Source organism: Nocardia sp. NPDC052001, from assembly GCF_040680615.1.
Lineage (GTDB): Bacteria > Actinomycetota > Actinomycetes > Mycobacteriales > Mycobacteriaceae > Nocardia.
This window is the reverse complement of sequence record NZ_JBFAXC010000001.1, coordinates 422,936-436,867: the sequence shown is the minus strand read 5'-3', so window position 1 is coordinate 436,867 and position 13,932 is coordinate 422,936. Positions and strand designations below refer to the sequence as shown.

Sequence of the window (13,932 nt, the reverse complement as noted above, 5' to 3'; positions counted from 1 at the left end):
ATTTCATGTCCTCCCCGGCACAACCCTCGCCCACCGCGGCACAACCCGCGCCCGCCACCGCCGAGCCCGTGGCACCCGCCGCCGTACCACCGGTCCCCCGCACGGAGATTCGCGCCCGCTGGGCCGTCCTCGCGGTCATCCTCTTCGCCGAGATCCTCGATCTGCTCGATTCCACCATCACCACCATCGCCGCCCCCACCATCGCCGCCGATCTCGGCGGCGGTGACGCGCTGATCCAATGGCTCGGCGCCGCTTACGCACTCGCCATGGGCGTGCTGCTGGTGGTCGGCGGGCGGCTCGGCGATAAATTCGGCCGCCGCCGGCTGTTCCTCATCGGCATAGTCGGCTTCACCGTCGCCTCGGTGGCCTGCGGACTCACCTTCGGCCCGGCCGCCATCATTGTCTTCCGCCTGCTCCAAGGCGCTTTCGGCGCACTGCTCATCCCGCAGGGCTTCGGAATTCTGGGCGCCATCTTCCCCCGCGACGAACTGGGCAAGGCGTTCGGCGTCTTCGCCCCGGCCCTGGGACTGTCCGCCATCTGCGGCCCCATCCTCGCCGGATTCCTCATCGACGCAGACCTTTTCGAACTCGGCTGGCGTTCGATGTTCCTGATCAATATCGGGCTCGGCGGCCTGGCCACCGGCCTCGCGGTCCGGCTGCTGCCCCGGGACACCGGTGATCGCCGGGTCACCGTCGACGGACTCGGCTCCGCACTGCTCGCCGCCGCCATGCTCGGTGTGCTCTACGGCCTCATAGACGGCCCGGCCAATGGCTGGACCGCCCGCCCCATCCTCGCGCTCATCGCCGGACTCACCTTCTTCGCCGGGTTCTGCCTGCGCCAGCGGCATGCCGCCGCACCGCTCATCGAACCCTCGCTACTGCGCAATCGCGGCTTCACCTCGGGGCTGCTGCTCGGCCTGATCTACTTCGCCGCCACCTCCGGCCTGCTGTACGTGCTCTCGCTGTTCCTGCAGGATGTGTTGCGCCGCACACCGACTCAGGCCGCGATCGCCCTGGCCCCGCTCGCCGTCGGCATTATCGTGGCCTCCATCGCCACCCATCAACTACTCGAACGCCTGGGCCGAACCCTCGTGCTCATCGGCCTGCTACTCACGCTGACCGGCAGTCTCACCCTCTACGCGCTCACCCACCACTACGGCGCGGCGCTCTCGGGCTGGGCGCTCATCGCACCCATCCTGCTCACCGGCCTCGGCCTCGGCGCGTGTTTCGGCACCATCTTCCGGGTAACCCTCGGCGATATCGATCCCGTCGAATCCGGCAGTGCCAGCGGCACACTGTCGGCGGTCCAGCAGCTCGCCAACAGCATCGGCGCGGCCGCGGTCACCACCGTCTACTTCCACACCTCGGGCGGCGCGCCGACCAGCCTGCTGGTCATCGCCGCCCTCACCCTGACCTGCTGCCTGGTCTACCGGCTGCTGCCGAAACACGCCGCCGCCGAAATCACCGAAGGACAATGATTCCCATGAAGCCCATCGGCTACTGGCTCAATCGCACCGATCGCGCCATCACCCACTACATGAACGGCACCCTGGCCGAATTCGGCCTCACCCGGCTCGCCTGGCAGGTCCTCAATGTCGTCCGCGACGGCAAGGACGTGGCGGACGACGAGGTGCACACCATCCTGGTCGCCAATGCCGAAGCCGCCGACCTGGACACCGCCATCACCCTGCTGCTCACCGACGGCTGGGTCGCCCGCCCGGCCGCCGAGCGGCTCGCGCTCACCGATGACGGCCGGGAACGACTGGTCAAGGTAGGCGCGAGTATCGACACCTTCCGTGAGGTCTCCCTCGCCGGCGTCACCGACGACGAATATCGCACCGCGGTCTCCGTGCTCGAACGCATGACCGAGAATCTCGAAGCCCGGCGGTAGGCTCGACGCATCCGCTGCCTGAAAACGGTTGGAGTCCACCATGACATCCAGTTCCGCATCAGTTCCGCCGCTCCCCCTGGTACGCGCCCTCGGCTGGTTTCGCGACGGGCTGGCCGCATTGCACCGGCGGCTGGTTCCCGGGCATATCGCACTACTCGAACTGCAGATGACCGGATTCCTCACCCAGGGCATCCACGCGGCCGCCGCGCTCGGGGTCGCCGACGCGCTCGCCGACGGACCGCGGCAACCGGATGAACTGGCCCGCGCACTCGGGGTGTCCGAGGACGGGTTGCGGCGGCTCATGCGGTTGCTGATCAGCTTCGATATCTTCAGCCAGCGGCGCAATGGTTCCTACGCGCTCAATGGGATGTCACAGGCGCTGCGCAGTGACGCCGACGTCACGCTGCGCGATGTGATCCTGTTCTTCGGATCGGATTTCCACCGCAATCACTGGACGCATCTGGCGGACGCGGTGCGCACCGGACAGTCGGTCGGACCGGCGCTGGACGGGATGCCGTTCTTCGAATACGCCGCCGCGCACCGCGATATCGGGGATATGTTCGACCGGGCCATGACCAGCATCAGCACACTGTCCGCCGAACCACTGTTCGCCGCATACGATTTCGGGCGATTCGGAACGCTCGTGGATATCGGCGCGGGACAGGGCAGTCTGCTCACCGATATCCTGCGCCGCACCGACGCCGCGCGCGGCATCATCTTCGATCTGCCCGAGGTAGTCGCGGAATTACCCGCACAGGTGGCGAAACTCGGACTGGCGGAACGACTTTCAGTGAAGCAGGGTTCGTTCTTCGAAGCGGTGCCCAAGGGCGGGGACGCCTACATTCTCAAACACATCATCCACGACTGGTCCGATGACGAGGCCGAACGCATTCTGCGCACCGTGCGCGCCGCCATGGAACCCGACGCCTGCCTGCTCGTCATCGAGATCGTGCTGTCCGAACATCAGCGGCCGCATGCCGGAAAATTCATCGACCTGGAGATGCTGGTCAACGCGACCGGCCGGGAGCGCACCGCAGCCGAATTCCGGAATCTGCTGGCCCGCAGCGGTTTCATCCTCACCCGCACCGTGCACACCGCCGCCCCGGACTGCGTCCTGGAAGCGCGCCCGGCACGCTGATCCTCCCCCGGCGGTGATCGGCCCCCTTGCGCCGATCACCGCTGGCAGGGCTGCGCGTCATAGCACCGGATCGCTCGGACAACCGCCGCACCAGAGCATTCCAACACCGCGACTTCGCATCCCAACCCCGGCGCACCCAATTGCCACCGGGAGTCTTCCACGCACTACCCCGCATCACGCGGCTCAATCAAGCGCGCTACGCCGATCTTCGTTCCTGTGCGCCCAGCACATTCGCCGCCCGGTCCGTCCACCCGGCGGCCATCTCCGCCAGGTCGTACCAGGCCGCGTGCACCTGCTGGTCCGATACCCGGTCCACCGTCTTGAGCAGATGCACCGCACGCACATGCGCGGCCGCCATCGCGTCGATGAGGGATCCGAGGGATTCGCCGCGCGGTTCCCGGCGGCGCGCCCGCCTGGTCACCCACTCATCGATGAAAGTGACCGTCTGCGCACGGCGTTCGTCGATGCCGCTCGGATCCGGCGCACCCGGATCGCCGCGTTCGGCATTGCGTTCCAAATGCAGTTCGGCCAGGCCACGGGCCCAGCGGGTCACCGGATGATCATCGGACTGGTCACCGATATGGCCGCAGAAGGCGGCCAGCAGCTCATGCCAGTCGGGCAGTAGGGGACGATGCGCGAAGCCGTCGTCACGGCGAGCGAGGACATTGTCACGGCCACTCGCCCACGACAACTGCGTGTCGTCCGGTTGCGGTATGTACATACCTACCTCCACGGCGGTGCGGGCGCACCCGGCGCCGCGGGCGGTCGCCGGACCGCGAGCCCGGCGCGGCAAGGGCGGACCGCGCCGGATCCAGGCAACCGCTATCGACGAAGGGCACATCTACGATGCGGCACCGGGTGCAACTTCCAGGATGCGCGGAAAAGCTCGCCCGCCCACTGCCCTTTCCATGGCCTTCCGATGCCCCTCGCTCGCCGCGCCGTGCCGACACGCACGGAAATGCGGTATATGGGACCGACCGGTCGGTGAAAATCGCCGCTACCTGCCCCATTGTCGACGATTCCGGATCTGTGGCACAGTCGCTTTCGCACACGAACATCGGCGGGAGCCGCGGAACCTCCCGCCGCACAGGGGGTAGTGATGACGCGCGTGGTGGGGATCGATCTGGGGACCTCGAAATCGATTGTCTGCGTATTGGAGAACGGGCGGCCCCGCATCCTCGCCAATGCCCAGGGGGCGCAGTACACCCCGTCCGTCGTCGGCTTCAATGACGACGGTTCGGTCATCGTCGGACGGAAGGCCCGCGACCGAGCCATCCAGCATCCCGAACAGACCGCCTCCGAGGTGCGACGGCACCTGGGCACCGACTGGACCTTCACCGACCACGGAAAGACCTACACCGCACCCCAGATCACCGCCTGCGTACTGCGCAAACTCAAACGCGACGCCCAGGCCGCGCTCGGCGAGGAATTCACCGATGTGGTGCTGGCCGTACCCGCCCACCTCGGCGAGACCGAACGCCGCGCCACCCTCGAAGCCTGCGAACTCGCGGGGTTGCGAGCGCTGCGGCTGGTCGGCGAAACCAGCCTGACCGCCCTCGCCTACGCGGCGCACACCCGGCCCGACAGGGAGATCGCACTCGTGGTGGACCTCGGCGCGGGTACGTTCAGCGTCGCGCTGTGCGAGATCGGCGATGGCGTTACCTCGGTGCGGTCGACAGGCGGGGACAACACGCTCGGCGGCAATGACTGGGATCAGCGCCTGGCGGACTCCATCACGCCGCGGTTCCACGCCCGTACCGGCGTCGACCTGAGCGTGAATCCACCTGCGCTACAGCGCCTTCGAGTAGCCGCCGAGCAGGCCAAGATCGAGCTTTCCAGCGCCGCGACCAGCACCGTGAACCTGCCCCATATCGCCACCGACGGCGGCGGAGATCCGATGTTCCTCTCCGAGAACATCACCCGCGCGGACTTCGTCGAACTCACCACGGACCTGCTCGACCGCTGCCGGGCGATAATCGCGAAAGCGCTTGCCGACGCCGGACTCTCGATGCGCGAGGTGAACCGGGTGATACCGGTCGGTGGAGCCAGCCGCATGCCCGCCTTCAGCGCGCTGATGACTGAACTCGGCGGCGAACCCTACCGGGGCATGCATCCGGACGAGTCCGCGGCCATCGGCGCGGCGCTACTGACCGGGGTACTCACCGGTGCCATCGGCGACCAACACCTCCTGGACGTCCCATTGAGCGGTATCGGAAACCCGACCGGCACAAGCACGTTCACCCCGGCCAACGACACACCTACAGCCACCCCGCAGGCCGAGGCACCACGGGCATCCACCCCACGCGACGACCAACGACAGGCGTCCGCCCCGCACGATGACGGGTCACAAACAGCGCACGCGTCGACCGAGGCGCGGCAGCGGTCCGGGGCGGCGGGATCGGGCGGGCGGCAGCGCGACGAACCTTCTCCGCTCATAATCGATGCCGCTGCGAAACATGGCCTCGGGCAACACGTCTCGACTCATCCACACCGCTGGTTCGGGGGTTCGCGCGCGTGGATCTACGGTATTCCGCTCGCCATTCTCGGCGTGATCGTCACCGCCAGCTTCATCACCGACGGCGCGGGCAGTGCGCTCGCGGTCGCGATACTGTTCCTCGGCGTCGCCGGGCTGGTATGGCTGCGGCAGTTCATCAGTTCGCCCAAACACACCGCGGCACGGGTGAAGTACGCGGGCAGTCAGAGCACCGGATCGCAATTCCGGGATGCGCAGCTGAGCCTGTTCGAGCACGGCGCGGTGGTGCAGAGCGGCGGGCGGACGCACGTATTCCGTTGGGAGACAGTATCGGTGATCGAGGACATCACCCGCGTCTCGCACCGCATGTACGGCTCCGAGACCGGCGTGTCCTGGACCTACCGCTATCAGTTGACCGATCCGTCCGGGGCCGACTACCTCATCACGGATCGATTCGCCGGAGCCGAGCACTGGGGACCGGAGATCCGGCGGCGGGTGACGGCCGCGCAATTGCCGCTCGCCCTCGCCGCCGCCGAAACCGGGAAATCCCTGGAGTTCGGCTCGATAACCCTGAGCCACGGCGCGATTCGCGCGCATAACCGCTCGGTGCCCTGGGGTGAGGTGCAGGAGATCCGAGTCGACAAGGGCTACATAGCGATTCGCGTCGCCGGGGAATGGCTCTCGCTCACCAAGGTCGCGGCGAACGCCATCCCGAACGTCTTCGTCTTCCTCGAACTCGCCGAGCGCCTGCGCACCCGGGCACGCTGAACGGTCAGACCTTGACCAGGTCGTCGGCGTGCACGACGGGGCGCTGTGAGTTCTCGGGGAGGTCGCCGGTGGAGCGGCCCTTCATGGATTCGAGTTCATCGCTGTCAAAGGCGGCTACCCCGCGGGCGACGACCGCGCCGTCCGGGGAGATCAGGTCGATCACATCGCCGCCGTGAAAACGCCCGGCCACCTTGGTGATTCCGGCGGCGAGCAGGGAGCGGCGGCGTTCGGCGACGGCCTGTACCGCGCCCGCGTCGATATGCACCGCGCCCCGGCTGTCGGCGGCATGGCGGACCCAGAACTTACGAGCCGAGAGGCGGACCGGGCGGGCGGCGAAAGCGGTGCCCACGGTCGCGCCGGACAGCGCGGCGGCGGCATCGGATGCGGCGGCCAGCAACACCGGCACTCCGGCATCGGCGGCCAGCCGCGCGGCTTCCAGCTTCGAGGCCATGCCACCGGTGCCCAAAGCGCCTCCGCTACCGGCGATTACGCCATCCAGATCGGCACTGCTGCGAACCTCGGGAATGAAATTGGCGGAACCCTTGCGAGGGTCGCCGTCGTAGAGACCGTCCACATCCGATAGCAGGATGAGGGCGTCCGCGCCGACCAGGTGCGCCACCAGCGCGGCGAGCCGGTCGTTATCACCGAAACGGATCTCTTCCGTTGCGACGGTGTCGTTTTCGTTCACGACGGCGATGGCGTGCAGGGAGCGCAGCCGATCCAGGGTGCGCTGGGCATTGCGATGATGTTCGCGGCGGCCGAAATCGCCCGCGCTGAGCAGCACCTGGCCGACCACGCGGTCATAGCGCGCGAACGAGGTGCCCCAGGCGTGCGCCAGGGCCAGCTGGCCCACACTCGCGGCGGCCTGCTTGGTGGCCAGATCCTTGGGCCGCTTGGACAATCCGAGCGGCGCGATACCCGCGCCGATGGCCCCGGACGACACCACGACCACATCGGAACCGGCCCGCATCCGCGCCTCGACGGCATCGGCCAGCCGGTCCAGCCGCTCGGTCTCCAGACCGCCCGCGAGACTGGTCAGCGCCGAGGAACCGATCTTGACGACCACGCTGCGCGCCGTCGCGATCGCCCGCCGCGCTTCGCTCAGCTCGGACTCGGCCCGCGTGATACTCGAACTCACTGCACCACACCTCAATTCGCCCGCGGTACGGTACCGCCGCTTCGAATCCCTATCACCCGCACCGGTATTCGCGCGAATCCCGGTGCGGGCGGTTACTGCTAGCCCTCGTCGTCGATCAGGCCGCGGCGCGCCCGCGAGGCGTGCTTGCGCTCGGCCGCGCCGATGCGCTCGGTCTGATCCAGGCGCGGGTCGGCGCCACGACGGGTCATCATGGTCTCCACGCCGGCGGAGATCTGCGGCTCCCAGTCGAAGTAGAAATCGCCGATGGTCACCGGTGCGCCCGGTTCGGCGCCCAGCTTGACCAGCTCCTCCTCGACACCGAGGCGCGCCAGGCGGTCGGCCAGGTAACCCACGGCCTCCTCGTTGTCGAATTGGGTCTGCGCCACCCAGCGCTCCGGCCGCTCACCGCTGACGATGAAGCCGCCCTCGACCTCGGGATCGCGAATAACCTTGAAACCGCTGTCGCCCTTGACAACCGGGCGAATGATCGCGCGCTTGGCCTCGGCCTTGGGATGCGCGTCGCGGTATTCCTTGATCAGGTCCGCGAGCGCGAAGGTCAACGGCCGCAAGCCTTCCCGGCTCACCGCCGAGATGGTGAACACCGGCCAGCCGCGCTTCTTCAGCTCCGGGGTCACCATCTCCGCCAGCTCGGCGGCATCGGGGACGTCGGCCTTGTTGAGAATGACGACGCGCGGCCGGTCCGCCAGATCGCCCAATCCCTCATCGCCCTTGAGCGCGGGCTGGTACGCGGCGAGCTCGGCCTCGAGCGCGTCGATATCGGAGATCGGATCGCGACCCGGATCCAGGGTCGCGCAATCGACCACATGCGCCAGCACGGCGCAGCGCTCCAGATGCCGCAGGAAGTCCAGGCCCAGACCGCGGCCCTCGCTCGCGCCCGGGATCAGACCCGGCACATCGGCGACCGTGAAACTCGTCTCACCCGCGAGCACCACACCGAGATTCGGCACCAGCGTGGTGAACGGGTAATCGGCGATCTTCGGCTTGGCCGCGGACAGCACCGACACCAGTGAGGACTTACCGGCCGACGGGAAGCCCACCAGGCCCACATCCGCCACCGACTTGAGCTCCAGGATCAGCTCACGCTCCTGGCCCTCCTCGCCGAGCAGCGCGAAACCGGGGGCCTTGCGCGCCTTGGACACCAGCGCGGCATTGCCGAGCCCGCCGCGGCCACCGCGCGCGGCGATGAACTGGGTGCCGACGCCGACCATATCGGCCAGGATCTCACCGTCGGTGCTCATCACGACGGTGCCGTCCGGCACCTTCAGCAGCAGGCCCTCGCCGCGCTTACCGCTGCGGTCATTGCCCTCGCCCGGTTTGCCGTTGCCGCCCTTGGCATGCGGGTGGAAGTGGAAGTCCAGCAGGGTGTGCACATTGCCGTCGACCTCGAGGATCACATCCCCGCCATTGCCGCCGTTACCGCCATCGGGTCCACCCAACGGCATGAACTTCTCCCGGCGCACCGAGGAACAGCCGTGCCCACCCTTGCCCGCACGCACGTGCAGTACGACACGGTCGATGAATTTGGACATATCGGTGATCATCCTCCTTCAGGACAGTCGTCTTGCGATCGCACGGCCGGATCGGCACGTGTCATGAGCGAACTACGTAAAAACAGCAAAACGGGCCAGGGCTATTTCAACCCTGACCCGCGTCGCGAAGTGCGTGTGGATTAGCTCCGTGACGGCGTCAGGCCGACACCGGCTCCGGAACCACGATGTTGATGGTCTTGCGACCACGCTTGGTGCCGAACTGCACCGCGCCCGCCGCCAGGGCGAACAGGGTGTCGTCGCCGCCACGGCCGACATTCACACCGGGGTGGAAGTGCGTGCCGCGCTGGCGAACCAGGATCTCACCGGACTTGACGACCTGGCCGCCGAAACGCTTGACGCCGAGCCGCTGGGCATTCGAATCGCGACCATTGCGCGAGCTGGATGCACCCTTCTTATGTGCCATTTCAAACTCCTCGTGCCGGGGTGACGAACCCCAAGTCGGATTACTTGATGCCGGTGACCTTCAGGACCGTCAGCTTCTGACGGTGGCCCTGACGCTTGTGGTAGCCGGTCTTGTTCTTGAACTTGTGGATGCGGATCTTCGGGCCCTTGGTCTGTTCGACGACCTCGGCGGACACGGAGACCTTCGCCAGCTTGTCAGCATCGGTGGTCAGCTCGGCGCCATCAACCAGCAGCACCGGCGCCAGCGACACGGAAGTGCCCGGCAGACCCTCGATCTTCTCGACCTTCACCAGGTCACCAACCGCGACCTTGTACTGCTTTCCGCCGGTCTTGACGATTGCGTACGTTGCCATCGGTCGGCTGCCCTTCTTCCTGTAGTACTACACGGCTGATCCTCCGGCTTTGCACCGGAAACCGCCGAATGACTGGTCTGGTATTCACCGCCGCCTCGGGCCTGTGGTTCACATTTGAACCGGACCCTCGTACACACAGCGCATTTGCTGAATCATGCTGCACAGCAGAGCACTGTCGCCGGGGGCAGCGACTGTCCAAGAGTACAGGACATGCTCAGCCCCTCCAAACCGGGGTCACCGCGACCGGGGACCTCGGACCAGGACATGCGGGACCTACGGCTCCGGAGATTCCGGCACCGGGCGAATATCGTGGGAACCACAGCTCAGCACGGTATTTCCCATATTGGAGGACATCATGAACTGGCCGATCGCCGCGGTGATCATCGCCCTGATCTTCGCGCTCATGGTCATCGCCAGCACCTATATCGGCGCGCGATCCTCGAAGAAGTAGCCGCCCGGAGTTCAATCGTGGCCCCGCCATCGGAACGGCGGGGCCACGACTATTCGACCTTGTCGAACCGGACGATCAGTTCTCGCCCTCCGGGGCGCCCGCGGGGCGTCCGGCGGCACGACGGCGCGGGCGGGCCCGCGGCGTCACCTCCACCGGCGTCAGATCCGCGAGGGACAGGCTCGGCGTCTGCGACTGATCCGCGCTGGAGAGCACGAATACCGCGCCCTCACTGGCGGAGGCGGGAGCGGTGACCGCACGCGCCACCCGGCGGCGTCCGGCCCGGCGACCGGGCTCTGCCGAAACCTTCTCGGTCACCTCCGGCGCGGCGACCGCCAGCTTCGGCTCGACGGCCGGCTTCGGCTCGGCGACAACCGGATCCGGGGTCGGCGTGGACTCGGCGGCCTGGGCCTGCTCCACCAGTACGGCGGCTTCGGCGGCGGCCTCGATGGCCTCCTCCTCCACCACCGCGTCCGCGGCGGAGGTCAGCACCTCGGATTCGATTGCGTGCGAAGCGGTATCGGCCGAATGCGCGGTGCCGTTCGTCGACGCCTTCGCCGTAGCGGTCTCATCAGCGGTGCTCGCCCCGGCATTGGCGGCGGCGACCGCTTCCGCACCCGCTACCGCGGCATCGGCCAGCGCCTGCTGCGCGTAGGCGACCTCATCGGCGACATCGTGCTGTTCGTCGTCGTGACCCTCGGCGTGATGCAGATCATCGTCGTGGTGCGCGGCCATGGCGAGCGCGACCGGATGAGCCCGCTTGGCGGCGGCCTTCTCCTTGTTCTCGCGCGGCTCCTCGACGACCACCGGGGCGGCCTCGACAACGGCCGGAGCCTCGGGCGCGGCGTTGCCGCGGTCCTTGCGGCGGCGGCGCGAACCCTCGCGACGACCCACGCCCTCCTCGGCCGGAGCCGATTCGACCGGGTAGTTGTGCACGATCAGGCCGCGGCCGTGGCAGTGCTCACAGGTGGTGGAGAACGCCTCGACCAGACCGGTGCCCAGCTTCTTTCGGGTCATCTGGACCAGGCCCAGCGAGGTGACCTCGGAGACCTGATGACGCGTGCGATCGCGGCCGAGCGCCTCGGTCAGCCTGCGCAGCACCAGATCCCGATTCGACTCGAGGACCATATCGATGAAGTCGACGACGATCATGCCGCCGATATCGCGCAACCGCATCTGGCGCACGATCTCCTCGGCCGCCTCCAGGTTGTTGCGGGTGACGGTCTCTTCCAGGTTCGAGCCGCCCGCACCGGTGAACTTGCCGGTGTTGACGTCGACCACGGTCATGGCCTCGGTGCGGTCGATCACCAGGGTGCCGCCCGAGGGCAGCCACACCTTGCGATCCAGGGCCTTGGCCAACTGCTCGTCGATGCGCAGACTGCCGAACACGTCGACATTCTGATGCTCGTACTTCTCCACGCGGACAAGCAGATCCGGGGCGACGGTGCGAACGTAGTTCTCCACCGTGGTCCAGGCGCGCTCACCCTCGATGATCAACTTGGAGAAGTCCTCGTTGAACAGATCGCGAACCACCTTGACCAACAGGTCGGGCTCTTCGTACAGCGTCTTGGGCGTGCCGGAGCCGCCCTTGGACTGCTCTTCGATGGTGCGCCAGGTCTGCTGCAGCCGCTCCACATCGCGCGCCAGCTCGGGCTCGCTGACACCCTCGGACGCGGTGCGAATGATGACACCGGCGTCCTGCGGGACGATATCGCGCAGGATCTCCTTGAGCCGCTTGCGCTCGGTATCGGGCAGCTTGCGCGAGATACCGGTGGAGGTGCCGCCCGGCACGTACACCAGGAAGCGACCGGCCAGACTGATCTGCGTGGTCAGGCGAGCGCCCTTATGGCCCACCGGATCCTTGGAGACCTGCACCAGTACGGTGTCACCGGGTTTGAGCGCCTGCTCGATCTTGCGCTCGCGACCGCCGAGGCCGGCGGCCTCCCAATTCACCTCGCCCGCGTACAGCACGCCATTGCGGCCGCGACCGATATCGACGAACGCGGCCTCCATGGACGGCAGCACGTTCTGCACCTTGCCCAGGTAGACATTGCCCACCATGGACGCGGAACCGGTACTGGTCACGAAGTGCTCGACCAGGACGCCGTCCTCGAGCACCGCCACCTGCGTGGTCGAGGTCGGGTGATCGGGGAAGTGCTTGTCGCGCACCACCATTACCCGGTCCACCGATTCGCGGCGGGCCAGGAATTCGGATTCGGTCAGGATCGGCGGGCGACGGCGACCGGCCTCACGACCGTCCCGGCGACGCTGACGCTTGGCCTCGAGCCGCGTCGAACCGCTGATGCCCTGGACCTCGTCCGGGTTGCTCTCCTTCGCGGCGGCGCGGCGCTTGCTGCGCGGCTCGCGCTCATGCACGACGGTGTTCGGCGGATCGTCCTCCGCCACCTCGGGCTCGTTATCGGTGTCCTCGCCACCCTTGCGGCGACGACGGCGACGGCGACGACGGCTGCTCGAACCCTCGGGCACGGCCGAATCATCGGCGTCGTCCTCGGAATCCTCGGCTTCGGCCTCGGCGTCCGCGCGGATCTGATCCTCGATCTCGGGATCGATCTCACCGTTCTCGTCATCGGGATGCTGTTCGCCGCGACCCCGGCCGCGACCGCGACGACCGCGACGGCGACGCCGGGACGCGCCGTCACCGCGCTCCTGGCGGGTGCCGTCGTCCTCCCAGTCCTGCTCGTCGTCGCCCTCATCGGAGGCGGTGTCCTCGGACGCCTTCTCCTCGGCGACCTTGGTCTCGACCCGGGTCTTGTCCTCGGCGCGGACCTTGTCCTCGCGCGGGGCGTCCTCGCGGGCCTGCTGTGCGCGGGGGGCTTCCTCGCGCGGCTTGTCCTCGGCCTTGGGCTTGCGCTCGGACCGGATCTTGCGGCGGGTTTCCTCGGCGGCGGCGAGATCCGGCGACAGGAAGAGCGGCGCGGCCACGGGTGCGGACGGCTGATACACGATCGGCTCGTCGACCGGCAGTTCCGGCTGCTGGAACGGGCTGGTGAAAAGTTTGGGGGCGCGTTTGCGCGTAGGTGCGGCCGTTTCGGCGATCTCGGGCTGGGAGATCGCGGCCTCGGCGGCTTCCACCTCTTCGGCGGCCAGTTCGTCGGCGGCGAGCTCATCACCGGCGATGATGGCGGCGTCGACGGTGGCGGGCGGTTCGACCGAGCGCGGGCCGAAGGCGTCGCGGACGGTTTCGGCGACCGTGCGGTCCAGACTCGATTGCGGGCTGCGCGCCTGCGCGCCCATCTCGGTCAGGTGGGCCAGGATACGTTTGCTGGTGGTTCCCAGCAGCTTCGCCAGTGCGTGCACTCGGATCCGTTCCGGCAACTGTTCGGTGGCCGGGTGGGTGTCCGCGGCCTCCCCGTCGGCGTTCACCTGTGTTGCTTCGTGCGGCTCTTTTTCGGCCACGAAATCTCCTTGGGCCCCCGGGCGCGTCCCTCCGAAGAGTGACAGAGTGACGCGGCCGACGCGGGGACACTGTCTTCGCCTCGCGTCCTGCGGGCGCGAGATCAATGGTCTGCGCGCCGCGTGCCCGTTATCACCTTGTATCTCGTCGTTCGGGCTAACTGGTCACGTGGCGCCTGGGTGTGGTTTGGCTCAACTCCACGTCACGAGCGTTCATCCAGCGTGCCTAGCCGACAACCGAGTCTTTGAAGCCGTCGGCGGCAGCGATGATCGTCCGTCGTGCCGTGGTGTCAATCAGAGGTGGCCAGCACCCACCGCACATGGCGGGCAGGGACC

The 13,932-nt window shown here is 67.7% G+C and carries 10 protein-coding genes; 4 read left to right on the top strand and 6 right to left on the bottom strand.

The features are described 5' to 3' along the window. The first annotated feature begins 5 nt into the window (after positions 1-5). From AB0L82_RS02025 to AB0L82_RS02015, 3 genes are read left to right on the top strand one after another with little or no spacing between them, the layout of a single operon-like run. Positions 6-1,478, top strand: a complete 1,473-nt coding sequence (locus AB0L82_RS02025) for an MFS transporter (RefSeq protein ID WP_364629586.1) — start codon at positions 6-8, stop codon at positions 1,476-1,478. A 5-nt stretch (positions 1,479-1,483) separates the two neighbouring features. Further along, positions 1,484-1,891, top strand: coding sequence for a hypothetical protein (locus AB0L82_RS02020; RefSeq protein ID WP_364629584.1), 408 nt, complete (start codon positions 1,484-1,486; stop codon positions 1,889-1,891). 40 nt (positions 1,892-1,931) lie between these two features. Then, positions 1,932-3,029: a methyltransferase gene (locus tag AB0L82_RS02015; protein WP_364629581.1), complete on the top strand. Its 1,098-nt coding sequence runs from the start codon at positions 1,932-1,934 to the stop codon at positions 3,027-3,029. Between the two features lie 196 nt (positions 3,030-3,225). On the opposite strand, the gene AB0L82_RS02010 is transcribed toward AB0L82_RS02015, so the two are convergent. Then, positions 3,226-3,750 carry a DUF4254 domain-containing protein gene (locus AB0L82_RS02010; RefSeq protein ID WP_364629578.1) on the bottom strand — a complete coding sequence of 175 codons (525 nt, stop codon included), beginning with the start codon at positions 3,748-3,750 and terminating at the stop codon, positions 3,226-3,228. Between the two features lie 378 nt (positions 3,751-4,128). Here AB0L82_RS02010 and AB0L82_RS02005 point away from each other — a divergent pair, with 378 nt between their 5' ends. Then, on the top strand, positions 4,129-6,270 hold the full coding sequence (locus AB0L82_RS02005; RefSeq protein ID WP_364629575.1) for a DUF6585 family protein: 2,142 nt from the start codon (positions 4,129-4,131) through the stop codon (positions 6,268-6,270). 4 nt (positions 6,271-6,274) lie between these two features. Here the strand turns inward: AB0L82_RS02005 and proB are convergent, their stop codons facing one another. The 5 genes from proB to AB0L82_RS01980 all read right to left on the bottom strand — a co-directional run bounded on the left by proB (position 6,275) and on the right by AB0L82_RS01980 (position 13,599). Next, on the bottom strand, positions 6,275-7,375 hold the full coding sequence (gene proB, locus AB0L82_RS02000) for a glutamate 5-kinase (protein ID WP_364632727.1): 1,101 nt from the start codon (positions 7,373-7,375) through the stop codon (positions 6,275-6,277). A 131-nt stretch (positions 7,376-7,506) separates the two neighbouring features. Continuing rightward, on the bottom strand, positions 7,507-8,958 hold the full coding sequence (gene obgE / locus AB0L82_RS01995; protein ID WP_364629572.1) for a GTPase ObgE: 1,452 nt from the start codon (positions 8,956-8,958) through the stop codon (positions 7,507-7,509). A gap of 157 nt (positions 8,959-9,115) precedes the next feature. Then, positions 9,116-9,382: a 50S ribosomal protein L27 gene (rpmA, locus tag AB0L82_RS01990; RefSeq protein ID WP_364629570.1), complete on the bottom strand. Its 267-nt coding sequence runs from the start codon at positions 9,380-9,382 to the stop codon at positions 9,116-9,118. A gap of 40 nt (positions 9,383-9,422) precedes the next feature. Next, entirely contained in the window at positions 9,423-9,734 is a 312-nt protein-coding gene (gene rplU / locus AB0L82_RS01985) for a 50S ribosomal protein L21 (protein WP_067568881.1), read from the bottom strand. Positions 9,735-10,260: 526 nt separating this feature from the next. Continuing rightward, positions 10,261-13,599, bottom strand: a complete 3,339-nt coding sequence (locus AB0L82_RS01980; RefSeq protein WP_364629566.1) for a translation initiation factor IF-2 N-terminal domain-containing protein — start codon at positions 13,597-13,599, stop codon at positions 10,261-10,263. Between the last annotated feature and the right edge of the window lie 333 nt (positions 13,600-13,932).

Bases quoted from the DNA above. Each gene is read 5' to 3' on its own strand.
- AB0L82_RS02025 (WP_364629586.1), top strand. From the start codon at position 6: ATGTCCTCCCCGGCACAACCCTCGCCCACCGCGGCACAACCCGCGCCC.
- AB0L82_RS02020 (WP_364629584.1), top strand. From the start codon at position 1,484: ATGAAGCCCATCGGCTACTGGCTCAATCGCACCGATCGCGCCATCACC.
- AB0L82_RS02005 (WP_364629575.1), top strand. From the start codon at position 4,129: ATGACGCGCGTGGTGGGGATCGATCTGGGGACCTCGAAATCGATTGTC.
- rplU (WP_067568881.1), bottom strand. From the start codon at position 9,734: ATGGCAACGTACGCAATCGTCAAGACCGGCGGAAAGCAGTACAAGGTC.
- obgE (WP_364629572.1), bottom strand. From the start codon at position 8,958: ATGTCCAAATTCATCGACCGTGTCGTACTGCACGTGCGTGCGGGCAAG.
- AB0L82_RS02010 (WP_364629578.1), bottom strand. From the start codon at position 3,750: ATGTACATACCGCAACCGGACGACACGCAGTTGTCGTGGGCGAGTGGC.
- rpmA (WP_364629570.1), bottom strand. From the start codon at position 9,382: ATGGCACATAAGAAGGGTGCATCCAGCTCGCGCAATGGTCGCGATTCG.
- AB0L82_RS02015 (WP_364629581.1), top strand. From the start codon at position 1,932: ATGACATCCAGTTCCGCATCAGTTCCGCCGCTCCCCCTGGTACGCGCC.